General features: G+C 44.9%; 19 protein-coding genes. 9 read left to right on the top strand and 10 right to left on the bottom strand.

The window, feature by feature from the left end; translation table 11 throughout:
• Positions 1–37: 37 nt before the first annotated feature.
• Positions 38–1,666, top strand: coding sequence for an arginine--tRNA ligase (gene argS, locus NM125_RS07100; RefSeq protein WP_255134202.1), 1,629 nt, complete (start codon positions 38–40; stop codon positions 1,664–1,666).
• Between the two features lie 4 nt (positions 1,667–1,670).
• A complete protein-coding gene (locus tag NM125_RS07105) occupies positions 1,671–2,078 on the top strand; it encodes an energy transducer TonB (RefSeq protein WP_255134204.1) in 408 nt (135 codons plus the stop codon).
• Positions 2,079–2,177: 99 nt separating this feature from the next.
• Here NM125_RS07105 and NM125_RS07110 read toward each other — a convergent pair whose 3' ends face one another.
• From NM125_RS07110 to dnaN, 3 genes are all read right to left on the bottom strand, one after another.
• Positions 2,178–2,984, bottom strand: coding sequence for a class I SAM-dependent methyltransferase (locus tag NM125_RS07110; protein ID WP_255134206.1), 807 nt, complete (start codon positions 2,982–2,984; stop codon positions 2,178–2,180).
• A gap of 156 nt (positions 2,985–3,140) precedes the next feature.
• A complete protein-coding gene (locus NM125_RS07115) occupies positions 3,141–3,932 on the bottom strand; it encodes an SAM hydrolase/SAM-dependent halogenase family protein (protein ID WP_255134208.1) in 792 nt (263 codons plus the stop codon).
• Positions 3,932–5,047, bottom strand: a complete 1,116-nt coding sequence (gene dnaN / locus NM125_RS07120; RefSeq protein ID WP_255134210.1) for a DNA polymerase III subunit beta — start codon at positions 5,045–5,047, stop codon at positions 3,932–3,934. The genes NM125_RS07115 and dnaN overlap by 1 nt, the downstream gene beginning before the upstream one ends.
• A 188-nt stretch (positions 5,048–5,235) precedes the next feature.
• Here dnaN and NM125_RS07125 point away from each other — a divergent pair, with 188 nt between their 5' ends.
• The 7 genes from NM125_RS07125 to NM125_RS07155 all read left to right on the top strand — a co-directional run bounded on the left by NM125_RS07125 (position 5,236) and on the right by NM125_RS07155 (position 9,858).
• Complete coding sequence (locus tag NM125_RS07125) at positions 5,236–6,309, top strand: PorV/PorQ family protein (RefSeq protein ID WP_255134213.1); 1,074 nt, start codon at positions 5,236–5,238, stop codon at positions 6,307–6,309.
• Positions 6,310–6,395: 86 nt separating this feature from the next.
• Positions 6,396–7,310, top strand: a complete 915-nt coding sequence (miaA, locus tag NM125_RS07130) for a tRNA (adenosine(37)-N6)-dimethylallyltransferase MiaA (protein WP_255134215.1) — start codon at positions 6,396–6,398, stop codon at positions 7,308–7,310.
• Positions 7,311–7,477: 167 nt separating this feature from the next.
• Positions 7,478–7,723 carry a phosphoribosylformylglycinamidine synthase subunit PurS gene (gene purS / locus NM125_RS07135; RefSeq protein WP_255134217.1) on the top strand — a complete coding sequence of 82 codons (246 nt, stop codon included), beginning with the start codon at positions 7,478–7,480 and terminating at the stop codon, positions 7,721–7,723.
• 3 nt (positions 7,724–7,726) lie between these two features.
• Positions 7,727–8,056, top strand: coding sequence for an ATP-dependent Clp protease adaptor ClpS (locus tag NM125_RS07140; protein ID WP_290963935.1), 330 nt, complete (start codon positions 7,727–7,729; stop codon positions 8,054–8,056).
• A gap of 4 nt (positions 8,057–8,060) precedes the next feature.
• Complete coding sequence (purQ, locus tag NM125_RS07145; protein WP_255134218.1) at positions 8,061–8,759, top strand: phosphoribosylformylglycinamidine synthase subunit PurQ; 699 nt, start codon at positions 8,061–8,063, stop codon at positions 8,757–8,759.
• Between the two features lie 10 nt (positions 8,760–8,769).
• Positions 8,770–9,531: an LPS export ABC transporter ATP-binding protein gene (lptB, locus tag NM125_RS07150; RefSeq protein WP_255134219.1), complete on the top strand. Its 762-nt coding sequence runs from the start codon at positions 8,770–8,772 to the stop codon at positions 9,529–9,531.
• A gap of 6 nt (positions 9,532–9,537) precedes the next feature.
• On the top strand, positions 9,538–9,858 hold the full coding sequence (locus NM125_RS07155; protein ID WP_255134220.1) for a rhodanese-like domain-containing protein: 321 nt from the start codon (positions 9,538–9,540) through the stop codon (positions 9,856–9,858).
• A 260-nt stretch (positions 9,859–10,118) separates the two neighbouring features.
• On the opposite strand, the gene rho is transcribed toward NM125_RS07155, so the two are convergent.
• The 7 genes from rho to malQ all read right to left on the bottom strand — a co-directional run bounded on the left by rho (position 10,119) and on the right by malQ (position 18,684).
• Complete coding sequence (gene rho / locus NM125_RS07160) at positions 10,119–11,330, bottom strand: transcription termination factor Rho (RefSeq protein ID WP_255134221.1); 1,212 nt, start codon at positions 11,328–11,330, stop codon at positions 10,119–10,121.
• A gap of 171 nt (positions 11,331–11,501) precedes the next feature.
• A complete protein-coding gene (locus NM125_RS07165) occupies positions 11,502–12,833 on the bottom strand; it encodes a tetratricopeptide repeat protein (RefSeq protein ID WP_255134222.1) in 1,332 nt (443 codons plus the stop codon).
• A 76-nt stretch (positions 12,834–12,909) separates the two neighbouring features.
• Positions 12,910–14,217 carry a hypothetical protein gene (locus tag NM125_RS07170; RefSeq protein ID WP_255134223.1) on the bottom strand — a complete coding sequence of 436 codons (1,308 nt, stop codon included), beginning with the start codon at positions 14,215–14,217 and terminating at the stop codon, positions 12,910–12,912.
• Positions 14,217–15,431, bottom strand: coding sequence for a DUF4270 family protein (locus tag NM125_RS07175; protein ID WP_255134224.1), 1,215 nt, complete (start codon positions 15,429–15,431; stop codon positions 14,217–14,219). The genes NM125_RS07170 and NM125_RS07175 overlap by 1 nt, the downstream gene beginning before the upstream one ends.
• 30 nt (positions 15,432–15,461) lie before the next feature.
• Positions 15,462–16,265 carry a glycogen/starch synthase gene (locus tag NM125_RS07180; RefSeq protein WP_255134225.1) on the bottom strand — a complete coding sequence of 268 codons (804 nt, stop codon included), beginning with the start codon at positions 16,263–16,265 and terminating at the stop codon, positions 15,462–15,464.
• Positions 16,266–16,284: 19 nt separating this feature from the next.
• On the bottom strand, positions 16,285–17,106 hold the full coding sequence (locus NM125_RS07185; RefSeq protein ID WP_255134226.1) for a phosphosulfolactate synthase: 822 nt from the start codon (positions 17,104–17,106) through the stop codon (positions 16,285–16,287).
• 72 nt (positions 17,107–17,178) lie between these two features.
• Positions 17,179–18,684 carry a 4-alpha-glucanotransferase gene (gene malQ, locus NM125_RS07190; protein ID WP_255134227.1) on the bottom strand — a complete coding sequence of 502 codons (1,506 nt, stop codon included), beginning with the start codon at positions 18,682–18,684 and terminating at the stop codon, positions 17,179–17,181.
• Positions 18,685–18,691 lie beyond the last annotated feature (7 nt).

Genomic DNA, 18,691 nt, shown 5'->3' on the forward strand with positions numbered 1-18,691 from the left:
CCTTATCTTTGGGGTGAATTTTGAAACCCATTTTTTCATGAAAGAATATTTAGTCGAGATTCTCAGCAAGTCGCTGGATCAATTTGAGCTGGAAGAACAACCGGAAATTCGTATTGAGGAACCCAATCAACCCGAGCACGGGGATGCCTCCACAAATGTAGCGATGATGCTGGCCAAGCCTTTGAAGAATAATCCGCGGGCTATAGCTCAGCAGATTGTGGATGGTTTGGAATATAATGAGAAGAAAATCTCTGCCGTTGAAATAGCCGGTCCCGGTTTCATTAATTTCCGATTTGCCGAGGATTATTTGTTTGATGAACTGGGAGAAATTCTGGGCACCGGATCTGAATACGGGAAAACAGATGCCTACAAAGGGAAAAAGGTGCTGGTTGAATTTGTGAGTGCCAATCCGACCGGCCCGTTAACGGTGGGTCATGGCCGAAATGCGGTATTAGGTGATACCGTTTCCCGGCTCCTGGAATGGACCGGCGCTGACGTAGAACGAGAATATTATTTTAATGATGCCGGCCGTCAGATGCGTGTTTTGGGTGAAAGTGTTCAGGCCCGCTATTTGGAGCTGTTAGGCAAAAGTGACGAATTCCCGGAAGGCGGTTACGAAGGTGAATACATCCGGGACATCGCCCAGGCTTTGGTGGATGAGCACGGAGAGGACCTGATTGATGCTGAAGATGAAAAGCCGTTCAAAGAAAAAGCCGAAGAAGAAATTTTTGCGGACATCAGCAGAACGCTGGATCGAATGGGCATTAAAATGGATTCCTATTTCAATGAGCACAGCCTTTATGAAGACGGCAAAATTGAGGAAACTATTGAGAAGCTGCGAAAGCTTGAGTTAGCGTATGATAAAGACGGGGCCGTTTGGTTTAAAACCACCGAATTTGGTAAAGACAAAGACACCGTTCTGGTAAAAAGTACCGGTGAGCCCACCTATCGCCTCCCGGACATTGCCTATCATGCGAATAAACTGGATCGTGGTTTCGACCTGTGTGTGGATGTATTTGGGGCCGATCATATTGCTACCTATCCGGATGTGCTTTCGGGGATTAAATCTCTGGGCTACGATCCTGATAAAGTGGACGTGGTGGTTTACCAGTTTGTGACTATCGTTAAAGACGGAAAGCCATTCAAAATGAGTACCCGTAAAGCGAACTTTGTCACCCTCGACGAACTCATGGACGAGGTGGGAGCCGATGTAACCCGCTTCTTCTTCCTGATGCGTTCACCCAACACGCATCTTGAGTTTGATATCGCCCAGGCGAAAGAGGCCGGAGAGAAAAACCCGGTTTTTTATCTGCAATATGCACATGCCCGAATTTCCAGTATTCTCCGAAAAGCAGAAGATGAATATGATTTTTCAGGAAAAGTTGATCTAAGCCTGCTCAGCCATCCGGCGGAAATCACACTCATTAAAACCATGCTGAAGTTTCCTGAAATTGTTGCGACAGCGGCCAGGCTTAGGGAGCCTCATCATGTAATAACCTTCCTAAATCAACTGGCGTCCGATTTCACAAGCTTCTATCACGACTGCCGAATTCTGGGAGAAAATGAAGAACTGGCGCAGGCCCGAATGGAGCTGGCGAAGGCCGTAGCGCAGGTTCTAAGAAACGGGTTGGGTATTTTAGGTATCACCGCTCCGGAACAAATGTAAGCAGATGAGCAAAATTATAAATAAAAACGTAGGGTTAATCGCATGTCTTCTATTTGTAGCATCAGGCTGTGGGTACTTTGACTTTAGTGCAGACCCGCGCTTTTGCGATGAGGTGAATATAGTGGTGGAGGAAATGCCACAATTGATAGGCGGAATGTCTCAACTTCAGGAAAGTGTGGAGTATCCTGCTGAAGCAAAGGAAGCAGGAATTGAGGGTAGGGTCACTGTTCAGTTTGTGGTAAATAAATTAGGACAGACGACAAGGGTTCAGGTAATCAGGGGAATTGGCGGCGGAGCAGATGAAGCAGCTGTCAGCGCTGTTGAAGAAGCTAAATTTGAGCCGGGCAAACAAAACGGTAAACCGGTGTGTGTTCAGTATGCTTTACCTATTAATTTTCGGTTAGAGAGTTAGGCAGGAGTTAGTTCTCCGCTTGTGCGGTGTATTACTACAAACGGTTTATGAAGGTAATGTCCAAGCGGACGCTTGAATCAGTTCGTGTTTAGATGATGACTAAGAAGGGGTAAGTTTAGTAAAGCACACAATGCCTTTTACTAATTGCTCTTCTACGTTAAAGCCGGCTTGATTAAATAGCTTGTTACTTTCATCAACGGTCCAGAAGTGAATCCCCCCAATAGCTGCTGATTCTTGCAGCAGTCGGCCGTACCAGGCATCAGATTTAGTCAGGTGCATCATGAAGAAAACGCCATCGTCTTTAATAACGCGTTTGGCTTCATAAAGGACCTTCAACACTTCGGTAAGCTCATTAAGTGTTCCGCCCATCACAATGCCGTCAAATGTCTTAGAGAAAAAAGGCAGCTCCCGCCCATCGGCTCTTAAAAAATACATGTCGGTTTCATCGGCTTCTGCTTTTAGTCGGGCTTCTTCCAGCATCTGGTACGAAAAATCGAGAGCTACAATATTGGCTTTTTTCTGAGCGGCTTTAAGTGCGCGACCGTAAAGCGCCGTCGAGCATCCAAGGTCTAAATAAAAGCCATCTTCTTCGGGAGCAGTCCAGTCGATGAGAAGCTCATGCTCTTTTTCAATGGGGAACTCTTCACCGGATAAAAGAGAGAGAGAGCGCTTGCGCCAGATATCCTCATAAATAGCAGCGGTCAGCTTCCAGTGATTTGTGCTTTGGGCGATGGAAGTGAATTCGGGTTCTTTCCCGAGCAAATCTATAATGTTGTTTTTAACCTGATACTCATCCCCCTCTTTGGACCCTACGGTACCATTAAATGGAGTAGAAAGGATGGAAACTTCATCAGGGATGGAAATCCCTGCTCGTTCGTCTATTGGGGAGCGTAATTCAAGTGTCATAAAAACCAATCATTTTTTTGTGATGAATACGCTTAATTACCGCTCGTGTTACAGGTTCTTTCTATGTCTTAGTAACTTTTCCAAAGTTCCTAAGGGACGATAGGTGGCGTTGCTCCCTGTTAACTTTGGAAAAGTTAATTAGGGTTCCACTACCGACTACTTCTGCAGCACGATTGAGATTTGCGCACCTTTGTCAACACTTAACATCTGTCCGGCATTTCCTTTGTTGATACCAATTTCGAGCATCCCCGAACTGCCTATAAATGCTGCAGGCTCTCCTTCTTCCACATCCCCAAAGGTAGAGACGATCTTTTTGAGCATGGTATTACCCACATAAATTTTGACGTCTTTCTTTTTAATGTGTTCTTCAAAAAGTTGCTCAGAGATATTGGTAATCAGGTTGCCAAAACGGTCAATGTGAACAACCCAGCCCTGAAGGCCATCCTTATCAGCGATGGGAACGGCCCAATGATAAGTAACCAGCTCTTCGATCGGCTCTCCTATTTCGTCAAAGGAAACGCCGTTGCTGAGGTGAGCAGTAACCGGGGCAAAAACATCCCGTCCATGAAAGGTTTTGGATAAGCCTTCCTGCCGCCAATAATCTTTGTTGTTAATCTTTACGGCTTCGTATTCAAATTCATCAAAGAAAAGAGAAAAGATGCCGTTATCGGGTCCCACAAAATATTGATCACCTACTTTTAATGCGATGGGATGGCGGGGAGTGCCTACACCGGGATCTACAACAACAAGGTGAACTGTGCCGGGCGGGAAAAGAAAAGCTGCATTGCGTACCACCCATGCTCCGGCCATTATATCCTGCGGGGGGATGTCATGAGAGATGTCGATGAGGCGAGCATTGGGAGCAATTCCAAGGATGACCGCCTTCATAGCGCCCACATAATGGTCTTGCAGACCAAAATCAGATGTGAGGGTAATTATTTGACTCATCAGGCATAGCTGTTGAGCATCACCGGCATAACCAGCATTAGAATATCTTCGTTTTCATTCTCTTCCGAAGGCTTCACAATACCGGCGCGATTAGGTGAAGAAAATTCAAAAGTTACTTCTTCATCATCGATGTTGCTGAGTACATCACCCAGGTATTTTGCATTAAAGCCGATTTCCATCTCCTCGTTGGAATACTCGCATTCGATGGTTTCTTTCGCCTCGCTGCTCATATCAAGGTCTTCGGCGCGAATGGTGAGTTTGTCGGAGCCCAGCTGTAACCGGATCTGTCGGGTAGTAGTGCTCGAGAAGATGGCCACCCGTTTTACGGTAGAAAGCATCTGCTCTTTACTGATGGTCAGGAACTTGTCGTTATCGCGCGGGATAACGGAATCATAATTCGGATACTGCTCATTAATCAGTCGGGTAATAACGATGGTGCCGCCACTTTTAAATCGCGCATGATCTTCGGTTACGGTCAGGTCGCACTCATCACCGTCAATGGTTTTCTGTATGAGGCTCAACGCTTTATCAGGAACAATGAAATTCACGTCATTGTCGGCTGTAATCTCTTTGTTGGTGTATTTAACCAGACGGTGCCCGTCGGTAGCTACAAATTTGCTTTCATCGGTTCCAATCTGGAAATATACACCCATCATGGCCGGGCGAAGGTCGTCACTGGAAACGGCAAATAATGTTTTATGAATGGCATTATTCATCAGCTCCGTTGTAGTATTGATGCTGGTTCCCTCATCAAGGTTGGGCACTTCCGGGAACTCATCAGCATCATCACCTACCAGCTTATAGGTACCTTTATCGGTGCGGAAGTTGATGTTTTTGCGGTCGTCCACATCAAAGAAAACCGGGATGTTGGGCAGCTGACGTAAGGTTTCGAGCAACCTGCGTGCCGGTATGGCAACCGCTCCGTCTTCTTCTATATCTGCATCGATGTACTCGATGATTGAAATCTCGAGATCGGTAGCGGTGAGTTTGAGTTTTCCATCTTCGCTTTCAAAAAGGATGGTTTCCAAAATAGGAAGCGTAGCTTTTGAAGGCACGGCTCCAATCACGGCCGAAAGCCCTTTATTGAGTTCGTTGCTCGATACAGAAAATTTCATAAATGCATTATTTAAATGGGTTAAAAGGCAATTTTCAACCAACAGTTGCCCTTTCAGTGGAGTGTGCTTATACTAAGAAATACTGGCTCTCTCTGCAACCGCAGAAAGCGCAATTTTCATCCCAAATAAGTCACAGAATATATCGTTTAAAGCGCTACAGTAACTCTTAATATATCGCTGTTTTTTTGATGAACCGATCCTTCCCCGCGCTTTTACTTTTTGTGATGATTCCTGTCCTCACCTTTTCTCAAGCTACACAGGCGAAGTATGGAAATGATTTCCTTACAACAGGAAGCGGAGCCCGTGCGCTTGGAATGGGGAGTGCTCATGCAGCCCTAACCGGCGATGTGACTTCGGCTTACTGGAATGTGGCGGGACTTGCAGAGGTTGAAACCCCACAAATCATGTATATGCATTCCGAGCGATTTAGCGGCATTGTGGGCTATGACTATGGAGCAGCCGCTCTTCCCCTGAAGTCAAACAACGGGGTGGTTTCAATCAGTTTTTTCCGTCAGGGAGTTGATAACATTGCCAACACGTTGAATGCCTGGGACCGTGAACGGGATCAGCCCAAGCAGGATGTGGAATCTTATATTACCAGGTTCAGCACGGCCGATATGGCACTTCTTTTTTCGTATGCTACACAGAAAAGTGAGAAGTTGTCTTATGGTGCTTCTGCTAAAATCATTCGCCAGAAACTGGGGCCTTTTGCTGAAGCATGGGGATATAGCCTGGACATTGGTGTAAAGTACCAGGCCGATTTCGCCAGTTTTGGGGTCACGGTTCATGACATTACCACCATGCAGAAGATGTGGGATGTAAACGAGTCAGCCTTTGGTGATTACGAAGCTCAATTCGACAGTCTGGGAGCCTCGCTTCCAACCGGACAAAACGAGTTTGTGCTTCCGTCTGTGAAATTGGGTGTAGCAAAATTATTCCCGATTGGAGGCGACTTTTTGGTTTCAGCAGCTGCAGATGTGGACCTGCTTTTTGAAAACCGGCAGGCTTATTACATCAACCTGGGCAGAATGAGTGTTGAACCACATTTAGGTAGTGAAATTTCATATAAAGATGTGATTGCCTTACGTGCGGGCGTTACCGATTTCATTACTGATCCGGTTTCAGGTTTTTCCGTTTCTCCTACTCTCGGACTTGGCCTTAAGCTTTCCTCCTTTGTGCTTGACTACGGCTTTACCAGTTTCGCCGGCGCTTCCAGTGATTTAGGCTTCACCCATCGCATTTCTCTCCGCTTTGATATTTAATGTGTTTAAGTGTTAGAGTGTGAACGTGTTACAGTGTTATGATTATATTGTAACGCAAACTCACGAACACTTAAACACGGTATTTCTTGCGAATCATACTTTTAGGTCCAACAGCGGCCGGAAAAACCGAACTTTCTCTACAACTTGCTGAGAAGCTTAACACATCTATTATCTCGGCAGATTCCCGCCAATGCTTTAAGCATATAAATATTGGAACCGCAAAGCCTTCACCGGAAGAATTAGATAGGACTCAGCATTATAACATCTCCCTGCTGGGCTTGGATGAAGAAGACTCGGCCATGGACTTTCAAAAGCGGGCTGAGCAATGGGAAAAAGAAATTCTGCAGAAATCGGAGCACGTGATTTATGCCGGAGGTAGTACCCTCCACCTCCAAAGCCTGATCCAACCTTTCAACGAGATGCCGGAATCGAATGAGGAAAATATAGAGGAGCTGGAAAGCCGGATAGAGAGGGAAGGACTTGAATCACTTTATGGGATGCTAAAGGAAGTGGATCCTGAATACGCTAAAAAAATGGACGGAATGAACCGGCAACGCATTATCCGTGCGCTGGATGTGTGGATGAAAACCGGTAAGCCTTTCAGCAGTTTTCATAGCAACGATGAAATTTATCCCGATGAAGACACCTTGGTTTTTGGTTTGAAGTGGCCCCGGCAAAAACTCTACGATCGCATCAATCAACGGGTTGATCAAATGATAGAGCAAGGCCTGGTGGACGAAGTAAAATCAATTTTGGCATCGGGACATTCAAAGGAGCTACAATCGCTGAATACGGTGGGTTATAAAGAGATCATCAAGTATTTGGAGGGAGAGTGGACACTGGAAAAAGCAGTGGAGAAAATTAAAACAAGCACCCGACGATACGCAAAACGACAGATTACCTGGTTTAAGCGGTGGGAATTTATTGAATGGCTGGATGCGGAGGAGCTTTCTGTGGATGAGATGAAAGAAAGAATTGTGTTGAAAGTTGCACAGGGCTAAAGTCCATGCTTGTAAACTGGAAGATATTCAACCAAGGCAGGGTATCTCTTCAAGTACACAAGCAAGCCATTTATGGCTGTGAACAAATGGGAGTCAATTCTTAATCCAGGTTAGCAGCTAAGTTGCAGAAAGGTTAACTTTGGCACTCACTTAAACGAAGCCCAACTATGTACAAAGCGAAAGTAAATGTAACGCTCCGTCCATCTATTTTGGACCCTAAAGGTAAAGCCGCTCATCATGCTCTGCAGAATCTTGGTTTAAATGAAGTTCAGCAAGTTCGTATTGGAAAATTTATTGAGCTTGATGTGGATGCAAAGGATGAATCTGCGGCTAAAGAAATTGTAGAGTCAGCCTGTGCGCAGCTGCTGGCTAATGAAGTAATGGAAGATTTCGAAATTACTATCGAATCCTGATCCATGTTTCTGCTTGCTCAACATATCGATGAACTCGTGTTGTCTGGGACCGAAGTAGAAGAAACCACAGAAACCAAAGAGAAAGAAGAAGTCAAAGATGCGGTGGATACGCCCTGGCGACTGATTCTATATGATGATGATATTCACACCTTTGATGAGGTCATTTCCCAGCTGATGAAAGCGACCGGATGCAGTTTATCAGAAGCAGAAGATAAGACATGGAAAGTCCACAACGAAGGTAAAGCGCTGGTGCATGAAGGCGAATTTGAAGAGTGCCTTCGCATTGATGGCGTGTTAAAAGAAATTCAACTTGTTACCGAAATAAAAGGATAAAACAATGGCCACATTTGGCGTAGTAGTATTCCCCGGCTCTAATTGCGATCATGATGCCTATCATGCCATGAAGCACGTAATGGGTTGTGAGGTGAAATTCTTATGGCACAAAGATACCGACCTCTCAGGGATCGATTTTTTAATTATCCCCGGCGGATTTTCTTATGGCGATTACCTCCGCTCCGGAGCTATTGCCCGCTTCTCTCCCATTATGCAGGAAGTGGTGAAATTTGCTGAAAAAGGCGGACCGGTAATGGGCATCTGTAACGGCTTTCAGATTTTGCTTGAAGCCGGACTGATTCCGGGAGCCATGATGCACAACCAAAAGCTGAAATTTGTGTGCAAAAATGTATTTATTCGATGCGAAACTACTGATTCCCTGTTTACAAACTCGCTGAAAAAAGGTGGCGTTTTTGATATTCCCGTTTCTCATGGAGAAGGTAATTATTTTATTGATCAGTCGGGGTTGAAGTCGCTGCAGGATAACGATCAGGTTTTATTCAGGTATTGCGATGCGAACGGAGAGCTCACCGAAGGCGCCAACTTTAATGGCTCAATCGATCATATAGCCGGAATTTGTAATGAAGGGCGGAATGTGCTGGGGATGATGCCTCACCCTGAACGAGCCATGGAAAAGCTCCTGGGTTCTGAAGATGGAAAACCTATTTTTGAGTCTATTCTTAATTCTCTTTCCGTAGCTTAATCACACCGATATGAGCACAGAAACCCAACCGGAATTAAAACTGCACAGCGAGGGCCTGGTAAAGCGCTATCGCAAGCGAACGGTTGTGGATGATGTGTCGATTAATGTACGGCAGGGTGAAGTTGTAGGGCTGCTGGGTCCAAACGGTGCCGGAAAGACCACCACTTTTTATATGATGGTTGGCTTGGTGCGCCCCAATGCCGGAAAGATATTTTTGAATGAAAAAGACCTGACGGGCGAACCCATGTATAAAAGAGCCCGCATGGGAATCGGCTACCTTGCTCAGGAAGCCAGTGTATTCAGAAACCTGACCGTTCGTGAAAATCTCGAATCGGTGCTCCAGTTCTTATCTATCCCCAAAAAAGAAATTGACCTTAAAGTTGATAAGCTTATTGAAGAATTCGGGCTTCACAAAGTTGTTGACAGCAAAGGGTATAGCTTGTCGGGCGGAGAAAGGCGGCGGACTGAAATAGCCCGCGCTTTGGTTACAGATCCGAAGTTTATTTTATTGGATGAACCGTTCGCCGGAGTCGATCCGATTGCCGTAGAAGATATTCAGCAAATTGTATCGGGTCTCCGCCATCAAAACATTGGTATTCTAATTACCGACCATAACGTACATGAGACGCTGGCTATTACCGACCGCGCCTACCTTATGTTTGAAGGAAAGATATTAATGGAAGGCTCCGCTGATAAGCTGGCCGAAGATGAAAAAGCCAAACAGCTGTACCTTGGAAAACAATTTAAATTAGATCGTTACACCTCAGAATAATCAACCATGAAAGAAGTAACCGTACAAGAACTGAAAGAGAAAAGAGAATCAAACGAGGACTTCTTCCTTCTCGACGTCCGCGAAGATGTAGAATACTTGGTTTCAAACCTGGATGGAGAGCACATTCCCTTGGGACAGCTCGAAAACCGGATGAAAGAGATTGAAGATAAAAAGAGCGAAGAAGTGATCGTGATGTGCCGCAGTGGAGGGAGAAGTTCCAAAGCCGTTTCTTATCTTGAAAATAACGGCTTTGAGAAGGTGGCGAATCTTAAAGGCGGAATGAAAGCCTGGGCTTCTGAGATTGACCCATCGGTTCCGGTGGCGTAGTTATTCGTTCCGACGCAGAGCGTCTGGAACGAGGTGGATTTAGATTTTAAAGCCTCATCAACAGTTGTTTCCTTGAAGGAAGGCGTTGATGCCGATGAAATTCGGAGTCTCTGAGTATAAACGGCAAGACCGGTGTGATAAATATCCGAAGAAAAGCGAACTCGCTAAAAGGTCATTCTGAACGAAATGAAGAGTCTTTGCCGCGAAATATTAATCAAGTCAGTTCAGGCAAAGATTGTAACGAAACCTCAGGATAGTTATTAAGCCAGCGCCGCAATTTGGTTAAGCAGCTCTTGGTTGCTGTCGGTGTTCTTAAGCACTTTCAACAAGCCAAGCATAGACTCTTTTGGAGATTTTTTAAGCAAATATCTTCTCACCATGTTTCGCTCTTCAAGAGAGTCGGTAATAAACTTATGCTCATTTCTGGTTCCGGACGCCGCAATATTAATGGCCGGGTAAATTCGGTCGTTCGCCAATTCCCGATCCAAAACCAGCTCCATATTTCCGGTTCCCTTAAACTCCTCAAAAATCAGGTCGTCCATTCGGGAGTTTGTTTCAATCAGGCAGGTGGCGATGATGGTAAGTGAGCCGCCCCCTTCAATTTTCCGCGCAGACCCAAAGATCTTTTTAGGTATTTCGAGTGCACGGATGTCCAATCCACCGGAAAGCGTTCTTCCGCTATTGGATTGCACGGCATTGTAAGCACGGCCAAGTCGGGTCAGGGAGTCAATCAGAAGTACGGAGTCCTCTCCCATCTCGGCTTTACGTTTGGCATAACCCAGGGCCATTTCGGTGATTCGGATATGGCTTTGTGTGTCTTTGTCGTTAGAGGAAGCAAAAACCTCGGCCTGTGTTGAACGGATAAAGTCTGTCACCTCTTCCGGGCGTTCATCAACCAAGAGCACGCTTACGTGAATATCATCTGAATAATTATCATTGAGCGTTTTGGCGATCTTCTTCAATAAAACAGTTTTACCCGTTCGCGGAGGAGCCACAATAAGCGAGCGCTGCCCTTTCCCGATGGGAGCAACTAAATCGAGAACGCGCATTTCAACATCGTCTGCATTATGTCCCATTTTAATCCAGTCAACAGGCATGATGGGGGTTTGTCGCTCAAAACGACTGGATTTAGTCCAGGCTTCGACCGGACGGCCGTTAACCACATCTACCGAAGCCACGTGCTTATGGCCTTTGTTATCTTCTTCAAACTCTCCTTCTAACACCAGGCCGGGACGGAGGTCAAGCTCCTTCACTTCATCGGGCTTCAAAAAAGGATCTTTAGGCTGATAAGAAAATTCGTAATCCAGCTTCCGGATGAAGCCCCAACCTTTAGAGTTGATTTCTAAGACTCCTGCATACTGCCCGGCAATCCCCTGGTTGTTTTTCCAGTAAAACTTGGGGATAAATACGTTTCCGCCTTTATTATTATTACGGTTTCGTTTGTTCTTATTACGATTTTTTCTACGTGCCATTAGCTTATGTGTGTTATTTATCCTTCTCCCGAAATCGAAAAGTGAGATTCAAATATGTATGTGACTTGAAAAGGAGGGAAGGGAAAAAAGAGGTGCGGATTTAAAGATCCGCACCGTTGAATTTAGTAGATAAGAAAAAGATACAAATGTTTTTGTTGATACCCAATCCAATTACCGTACAGTGGTGGTCTCATTTATCCAGCTGTAGCAAGGCATCAGAGAGCCGTCAACTTTAATTTCTTGTCCGTTTTCGAGGTTCAAAGTAAAAAACTTATCCTCTGTAGTTGGAGTTACGGCCTCATAGTTAGGTAGCTGCCGGTTTACGGTAGCAGCAACAGATGGATCTTCTTTCTTGGCTCTGTTTAGGTAGTCAACAACTAACCAGTAAACAACGCGGTCTTGGGCTTCAAGCTTACGGTCGCTGGTACATTTTGTAATGGCTGCGCCATAAATGGTAGCCATCTTGATGTATGCATTTCCGTTTTTTGGCTCAATTTTTAGCGCGTTTTGCACATGGCCCTTGGCAGCACTTAGCTTCTCAAGGTTAATGTTAACATCAGCAAGATCAAGGTAAAGCTGAACTTTGTCCTCATCTGAAGATGCACGTCCTAAAGCCTCGTTAAAGTATTTGGCCGCTTCGGTGTAGTTGGCATTCCCTTTTGCAAGCTCGGCAAGCTGTAATGCGGAGTCATAAGAAGGTTCCAGCTGATTAATTTTGACAAGAGCTTCTTTACGCTTCTGACGGTTTTCAGTCTCCTCATACGCACCTTCGAGCGCTTTCCAGGCAGCAAGATCGTCCGGATTATCTTTTATAATTGGAGTAAAGTATGCGATTTGCTCTTCTGGTGAACCGAGAAGTTTCTGCTGCTGTTCCTCTACATACTCAAGCTTTTCGCCATCAACAAAAGGCTTCACGATATCTATCAGGGCCTGTGCTTGTTCTTTGTTATCCCTGTCCACAAGGTTGCCGAGAGCTTGTCTCAGGTAATATCCATCACCCATATTAATAGCGCGCTCGGGGTTAATTTCAAAAAGCTTGGCATAATCGGCGTAGGCTTTTTGAAGGCCATCTTCAATGTAGTCATAGTTCTGCTGGTAGAAACGTCCCCGTTTGAAGATGATATCAAACCTGCTTTCCTGGTTGGTTCCAAATAGCTCAAGACTTTCATTCAAAAGGGTAAGAGCTGTGTCAAGGTGTGCAGACCGAACACCGGGGTCTTCTTTTCCTCGAGCAATTTCTTCATAAATGGTTACTAACCGGTTGTACTGGGTTTCCAGCTTAAACTGAGGATTACCATCCAGCTTTTCCGGTTGGGCACATGCCATCCATTTTCCATATTTGAGGGCAAACTCATAGTCTCCATTTTTATAGTTTGAATAAAAAAGAGAATAAGCTGCCAACGGTGATAGCCCGTCAGGAGGTGTTTGTTTACAGTTTGCTTGCGCGTGTGTAAGGGAAGAGCTAACAAAAAGAATCCCTATAAGTGTTATTAGTTGCTTCATCGATCTTGTGTTGTTTATACCTTTTGTCTATTAAACTAACCAAATAGTTTAATTATTATATCAGTGAATTTGTAGCTTAATTTAGTTTTTGCCGGAAAAACATAAGTTCGGACAAATTGATGGACAAATTTAAAGCCCAAATATTTTCTCTTATTAAATCATTATTCGTCGTTCCTCTCAACCCGTAGCGGATACTGATATCCACAGAAGAGCGTGTTCTTGGATTAGGAGAAATTATTCCTAAACCGGCAGAAAACCAAAGGGTGTTTATGTCTTGTCCCTCTATATTAAGGTGTCCGGAGTCAAAAGTAACCCCACCACTGTATCTGAAATTAGACAGAAACCGTGTAGAATTGGTTCTGTAAGGGTGATACTCTACTCCCAGGCCGGCTTTTACACGATCTTTCATGTAAGACAATTCAGTGCCCCGGTCGAAAGCGGATTCGTAATTACTCCACTGCTCATACAAACCTTCAAGCGAGAAATTCACTAAACTGGTAGGATAATAAGTCAATCCGGCATTTAATTCTACCGGCAATGTAATTTCACCCTGCTTTGGGTCCCGTAAAAGCACTTCTTGCTCCCGCCCATTCACGAATTTAGTTACCGTTGTTTTTTCCTTCGCATCTATGGTAACAGGAAGTGTAGCCGTAGCACCAAAACTGAGGCGATCGTTAGACCGAAACAGTTCACGGAATGTCAGTAACGTACCAAAGCGATGCCCCATAGCGGTACCGGTTATTTTAGCATCGGAGTTACTGGTTCCATAACCTGACTCGCTGAAGAAAACATCTTCGGAGTTATTCTGAGACATAAATGTAAGAGACGGTGCATAACCGAAGGCAATATTCTCATTAATCTTCCAGCCAAGCCCAAACTCAAGCTTATTTACACCACCGGAACCACGAATATCCGACGCATATTCAAGCATATTTGTGGGTGATGTAGCGGCAGAATCTAACGTAACAAACCGGTAATTAGAGCGGGTTACGGAATACAAAGAAGCAGATATCCCCACCTTTTCTCTGGCGACCGGAAAGGTAAACTGCAAATATCCTGCTTCCAGAAGCTGGTTTATACTGTTGTTTGTTTCGCTGGATGCTCTGAACTGTGTAAGGTTAAAGCCGGAAGAGGCCGATGTAAACACATTGGTTCCCCATAAAGCCGGGTTTTGAAGGGTGTTGGAATCATCACTGTGTAAGGAAACGCCTAAAATTCCCATCCCCAGTTCTCTGGGGTTGCTGTTATCGGTAGGAAAGCCGACTCCAAAAAGCGAGTAAAAAGATCCACTTCTGCTCTGGCTGGCGCCTTCAACCTGAGCGAATAACTCTTTAGCGGGTAAAAGGAAAAGAGCTAATAGTATAAGTCCGTTAATAGTCTTCATTATTGTTGATCAGCTAAGGAGGTGATAATTAACTTTGGCCGAAGGTTTTCCGGTGCAGTAAAGTCGTAGATCAGTGTTGACCTCAACTGCGCGGCGGTGTTGCGAGTACCAATAACCAACTCATCTTCCGATTGATCACCGAAAAGCACGCTGTTCACATAATTGGTAACGTTGATTTTAAAAACACCGTCACCGACATCAGAATCGGAGCCTCCTATAGTAGCACCGAATTGATATTCATAAACCGGTTCAACATCAGGCTCTATATACAAGTTTAGGAAATCGACAGGAGGCCGGTTGTGATTTGCCGGAATGCTTTGGCTCATCTCGTCTTCAGCCTCGTAAAAAACAAGGTCGGCCCGGATTATATTCTCTGACTGACTCTCTTCTATCAACACATCATTAGGCATGGTGATTTTCATCATTCCCTCAAGGGTAGAATGCAGCGGAAATGTATTCGGAGAGTTTATCGCTCCTGTGCGCTCCATTGTAAATCCCCAGTCCATAAGCGGAACGGTGACCGTGTCGGTGGTGTCTGATTGCACGCCGTTCACAAGGATGAAGTTAAAACTTCCCGTTCGGGCAATTGAAATTCTGGAGTTGTTTTGATCGGCAACCAATGCCAGCCCTTTCATTTGATTTGCGTAGAGCGAGTCGGAGCTGGCGCTTTCATTGAAATAGAAATTTTTATAGCGATCCACCCAATCCTGACTTAAGTCCACAATAATGTTTTTCTCATCGCCAACGGTGAAAGAGCCTACCTGGTTGGAATACTGAATTTCGTCATCGATGCGAATGGAACGCCCCCGCCAGTCTGAAGAAATCTCGTAGAGGTTGAAATTCGACTGCGAAAGCGTATCGCCGTAATGGGGCAAGCTGTCGAGCTGAATCCGCATTTTAAGCTGGAAGTTCTCATCAACCTCAATGGAATCATCCACAGATGGGTTTATAGATGGTTGAACCAGGCTGAGCACGTCAACCTCTCCAAAAAGCTGATCGTTGTACTTTCCGAATGGAATAAAGCTAAGCCTTCCGGAATATGCGTTGTAACTCAGGGCCTCAGTTTGTGAGATAGATAAGGTATCGAAGGTTAAACCGGGTCGCTCAACAAATTCGCTGCCAACGCTTCCGGGATCCTCACATCCATTAAAAATTATAACTAAGGTTAACAGTGAAATACATAAGGAAAAAAAGCCCTTATTTGTTCTGCTCATTAAATAAGTATTTAAATTGTTCTCTATCTATTATTCGGCGTCAGAAATAGACCGATAGTACTCGGCAAACTTGTCAGATACGTCTTCCGGGGAACCCTGAATTTTTGTAGGGTTAATTCCCAGCTCATCGAACATGTCGTCAAACTCGTCTTTGAGGTAGTTTCCTGTAACCACATGATCGCTGTACTTTAATCCAAGTTTCAGAAGATCGACTCTGCCTTCTTCTGTCAGGTTGTCGATATCGGTATCGGCCGGAAGCCCGAGAAGTTCTAACACTCTTGCTGAGTCTGAATCTCCCTCATTAATAGGGTGATGCAGGTTATATACAATCTGAGTGTTTTTAAAGATTTTCTCGTCCTTGTATTTAGTTCGCACTAAAAGCGGAATCAAACCAGCAGGCCAGTCATGGCAGTGGATGATGTCCGGTTCCCAGCCGAGCTTAATAACTGTTTCCAGCACGCCTTTATTGTAGAAAGCCAGGCGCTCATCGTTATCCTCATAAAATTCATCGGTATCCGGCTTTTTGAATAGCCCTTTTCTCTTGAAATACGTGTCGTTATCTAAGAAATAAACCTGCAGCTTCGCATTAGGAATGCTGGCTACTTTTATTTTCATGCTCTCGGTATTTTCACCCACCTCAACCTCAATTCCGGAAAGGCGAATAACCTCATGGAGCCTGTTGCGCCGGTCGTTAATGGAACCGTATTTAGGTAGCAGAATCCGAATTTCGAATCCTTTGTCTTGAAGTGATGCAGGCAAGAACCGAAGCAAATCGGCGGTATAGGTCATGCGTGCAAAGGGGGAAATTTCTGCTGCAACGTAAAGAATTTTCATAAATATATGCTCTCAGTGATTACTCTTCGTTAGAGATTGCGTTATTGTCTTTCATGACTTTGTTGAGGTCCTCATCGTCATCCAATGAGTAAAAGTCTAATAGGGTATCGCCGCGGAGGCCAAGTCTGAGTGTTTCTACAGAAATGACATCGGCCGGCTGGATATTTCCTAAATTCACATTACTTCCAAACTTTCGAATAAACCAAACCTGCTGCTCTTTTTGAGGAGCTTCGAAAATCAACTTTTCTTGGGGAATCTGGTCGGTTATTTCTTCTATTAAGCCGGATCGGACTTCACCATTGGGCCGGAAAACACCAACCGTTCCGCTTTCGCGTGCCTCACAAATAACTTTTTCGGCACCGGCGGCTAATTCTTTTTCAATGATACGCACCCACTTGTAAGGAGGGATGATGTCATTCGGGTTTTTGCTACCCACTTCAGAATAAACGGTGAAATCTGTACTTAAATCTTTAATGATGGCCTGCTTTCTTTCATCAGAAAGCCAAATGGTGCCGTTGGATACTTCTACATTTTTAATGCCGTACTTATTCATCAGCTCTACATATCCATCCAGCTGATCGCGCAGTACATAAGCCTCAAACAAGGTTCCGCCAAAATAAACGGGGATGCCGGCATCATGATAAACAGCAATCTTTTCTTCCAGGTTTTGGGTTACATATGAAGTACCCCAGCCCAGCTTCACAACATCAATATAGTTGGAGCAAGCTTCTACAAAGTCTTCGGCCTGACGAACGCTGTATCCTTTATCCAGCCCCATGGTAAGGCCTTCATTTCTTGGTTTTTCAGTTCGCTTTGGTAAGTGATTTAGTGAAAACGCCATATGTATTTTTTGAAATATCTAAGCCTGAAATATACAAAAACACCGTCTGTATATGAAATCAAGCATTTTAGATTACGAATTGGTGTTAAATCGTCTGTTACTAAGTTCTGCCAGATGTCGAATTTGGTCTTCGTCAACTTCATTTAACATGTCCGGGGTGTACCTCCAAAGCCAATTGCCTGATGAAGTGCCCGGTATATTCATTCGGTGAGTACTGTCTAATCCCATAAAATCTTGCAGCGGGAATATAGCCTGATCTGAGACCGAAAGCATGCCCAGCCGGATAAATTCCCAATGGATACTTTCGCCGGATGAGCGGGTGTAGGTTCGTGCCCGGTGCTGCTCTTCAGCGTTGGTGGTGTTGTACCATCCAAGGGCAGTGTCGTTGTCGTGCGTGCCCGAGTAGGCCACACTGTTCTGTGAATAATTGTGGGGAAGAAAGCTGTTGGTGGAGTCTGAGTCAAAGGCGAATTGTATAATTTTCATCCCCGGGAAGTTATACTTGTCGCGTAGCTTTTCGACTCCCTCCGTCACAAAGCCAAGGTCCTCAGCAATAATGGGCAGCTCGCCACATTTTTCTAAAATAGTATCAAACAGTTTTTCTCCGGGACCGGGCACCCACTTCCCTTTTTCTGCTGTTTTTGCCGTTGCTTTCACTTCCCAGTACGCATCAAAACCACGGAAGTGATCCACGCGGATGGCATCACAGGCATTGAACATGTGTTTAAAGCGGTCGACCCACCAGGAAAATCCGTCTTTTTCAAGTTCATCCCATTTGTAAAGGGGGTTGCCCCATAGTTGACCGGTTTTGCTGAAGTAATCCGGCGGAACTCCCGCTACCAATTGCCGGTTTCCCTGCTCGTCCACTTCAAAATATTTTGGGTTGGCCCATACATCGGCGCTGTTGTGATCCACAAAAATGGGGATATCGCCCACAATGCGAATTCCCCGGTCATTAGCGTATTTCTTAAGGTCATTCCACTGGTTGTTAAACTCGTATTGTAACCAGTATTGAAGCTTTATTTCCTCTCGGAATTTCTCACGGTAAGCTTTCAGCGCTTTTGGCTTTCGCTGGGCAATGTCTTTATCCCATGTGTTCCAGGGCTGTTTGTCGTAATGAAGAGAGCAGGCCATGAACAGCACATAGTCATCCAGCCAGTGCTGATTTTGCTTTTTAAATGCGTTGAAGGCTTCTTCCTCTTCTTTCTTCAGGTTCTTGTAAAACCGGTCAGAAGCAAGCTTGTAAACCTTGTCCTTATTCTTAAATGAAGCCTCGTAATCTGCACTAAGCCCAGAAGGCAATTGAATGCCTTTAATTTCTTCTTCCGTAAGCAACCCTTTTTTATGAAGTACATCGGGGCTGATCAGGTACACATTCCCCGCAAAAGCGGAATAGCTGGCGTAAGGGGAATTTCCATATCCGGTTGGTGTAAGCGGAAGAACCTGCCAGATGGTTTGATGTGTGCGTTCTAAAAAATCAATAAATGTGCGGGCTTCAAATCCAAAATCACCCATCCCATATTTTCCGGGAAATGATGTTGGATGAACTAAACAACCGCAAGAGCGTGGAAACCTCATCTATGTG

Source organism: Gracilimonas sediminicola, assembly GCF_024320785.1.
GTDB classification, from domain to species: domain Bacteria; phylum Bacteroidota; class Rhodothermia; order Balneolales; family Balneolaceae; genus Gracilimonas; species Gracilimonas sediminicola.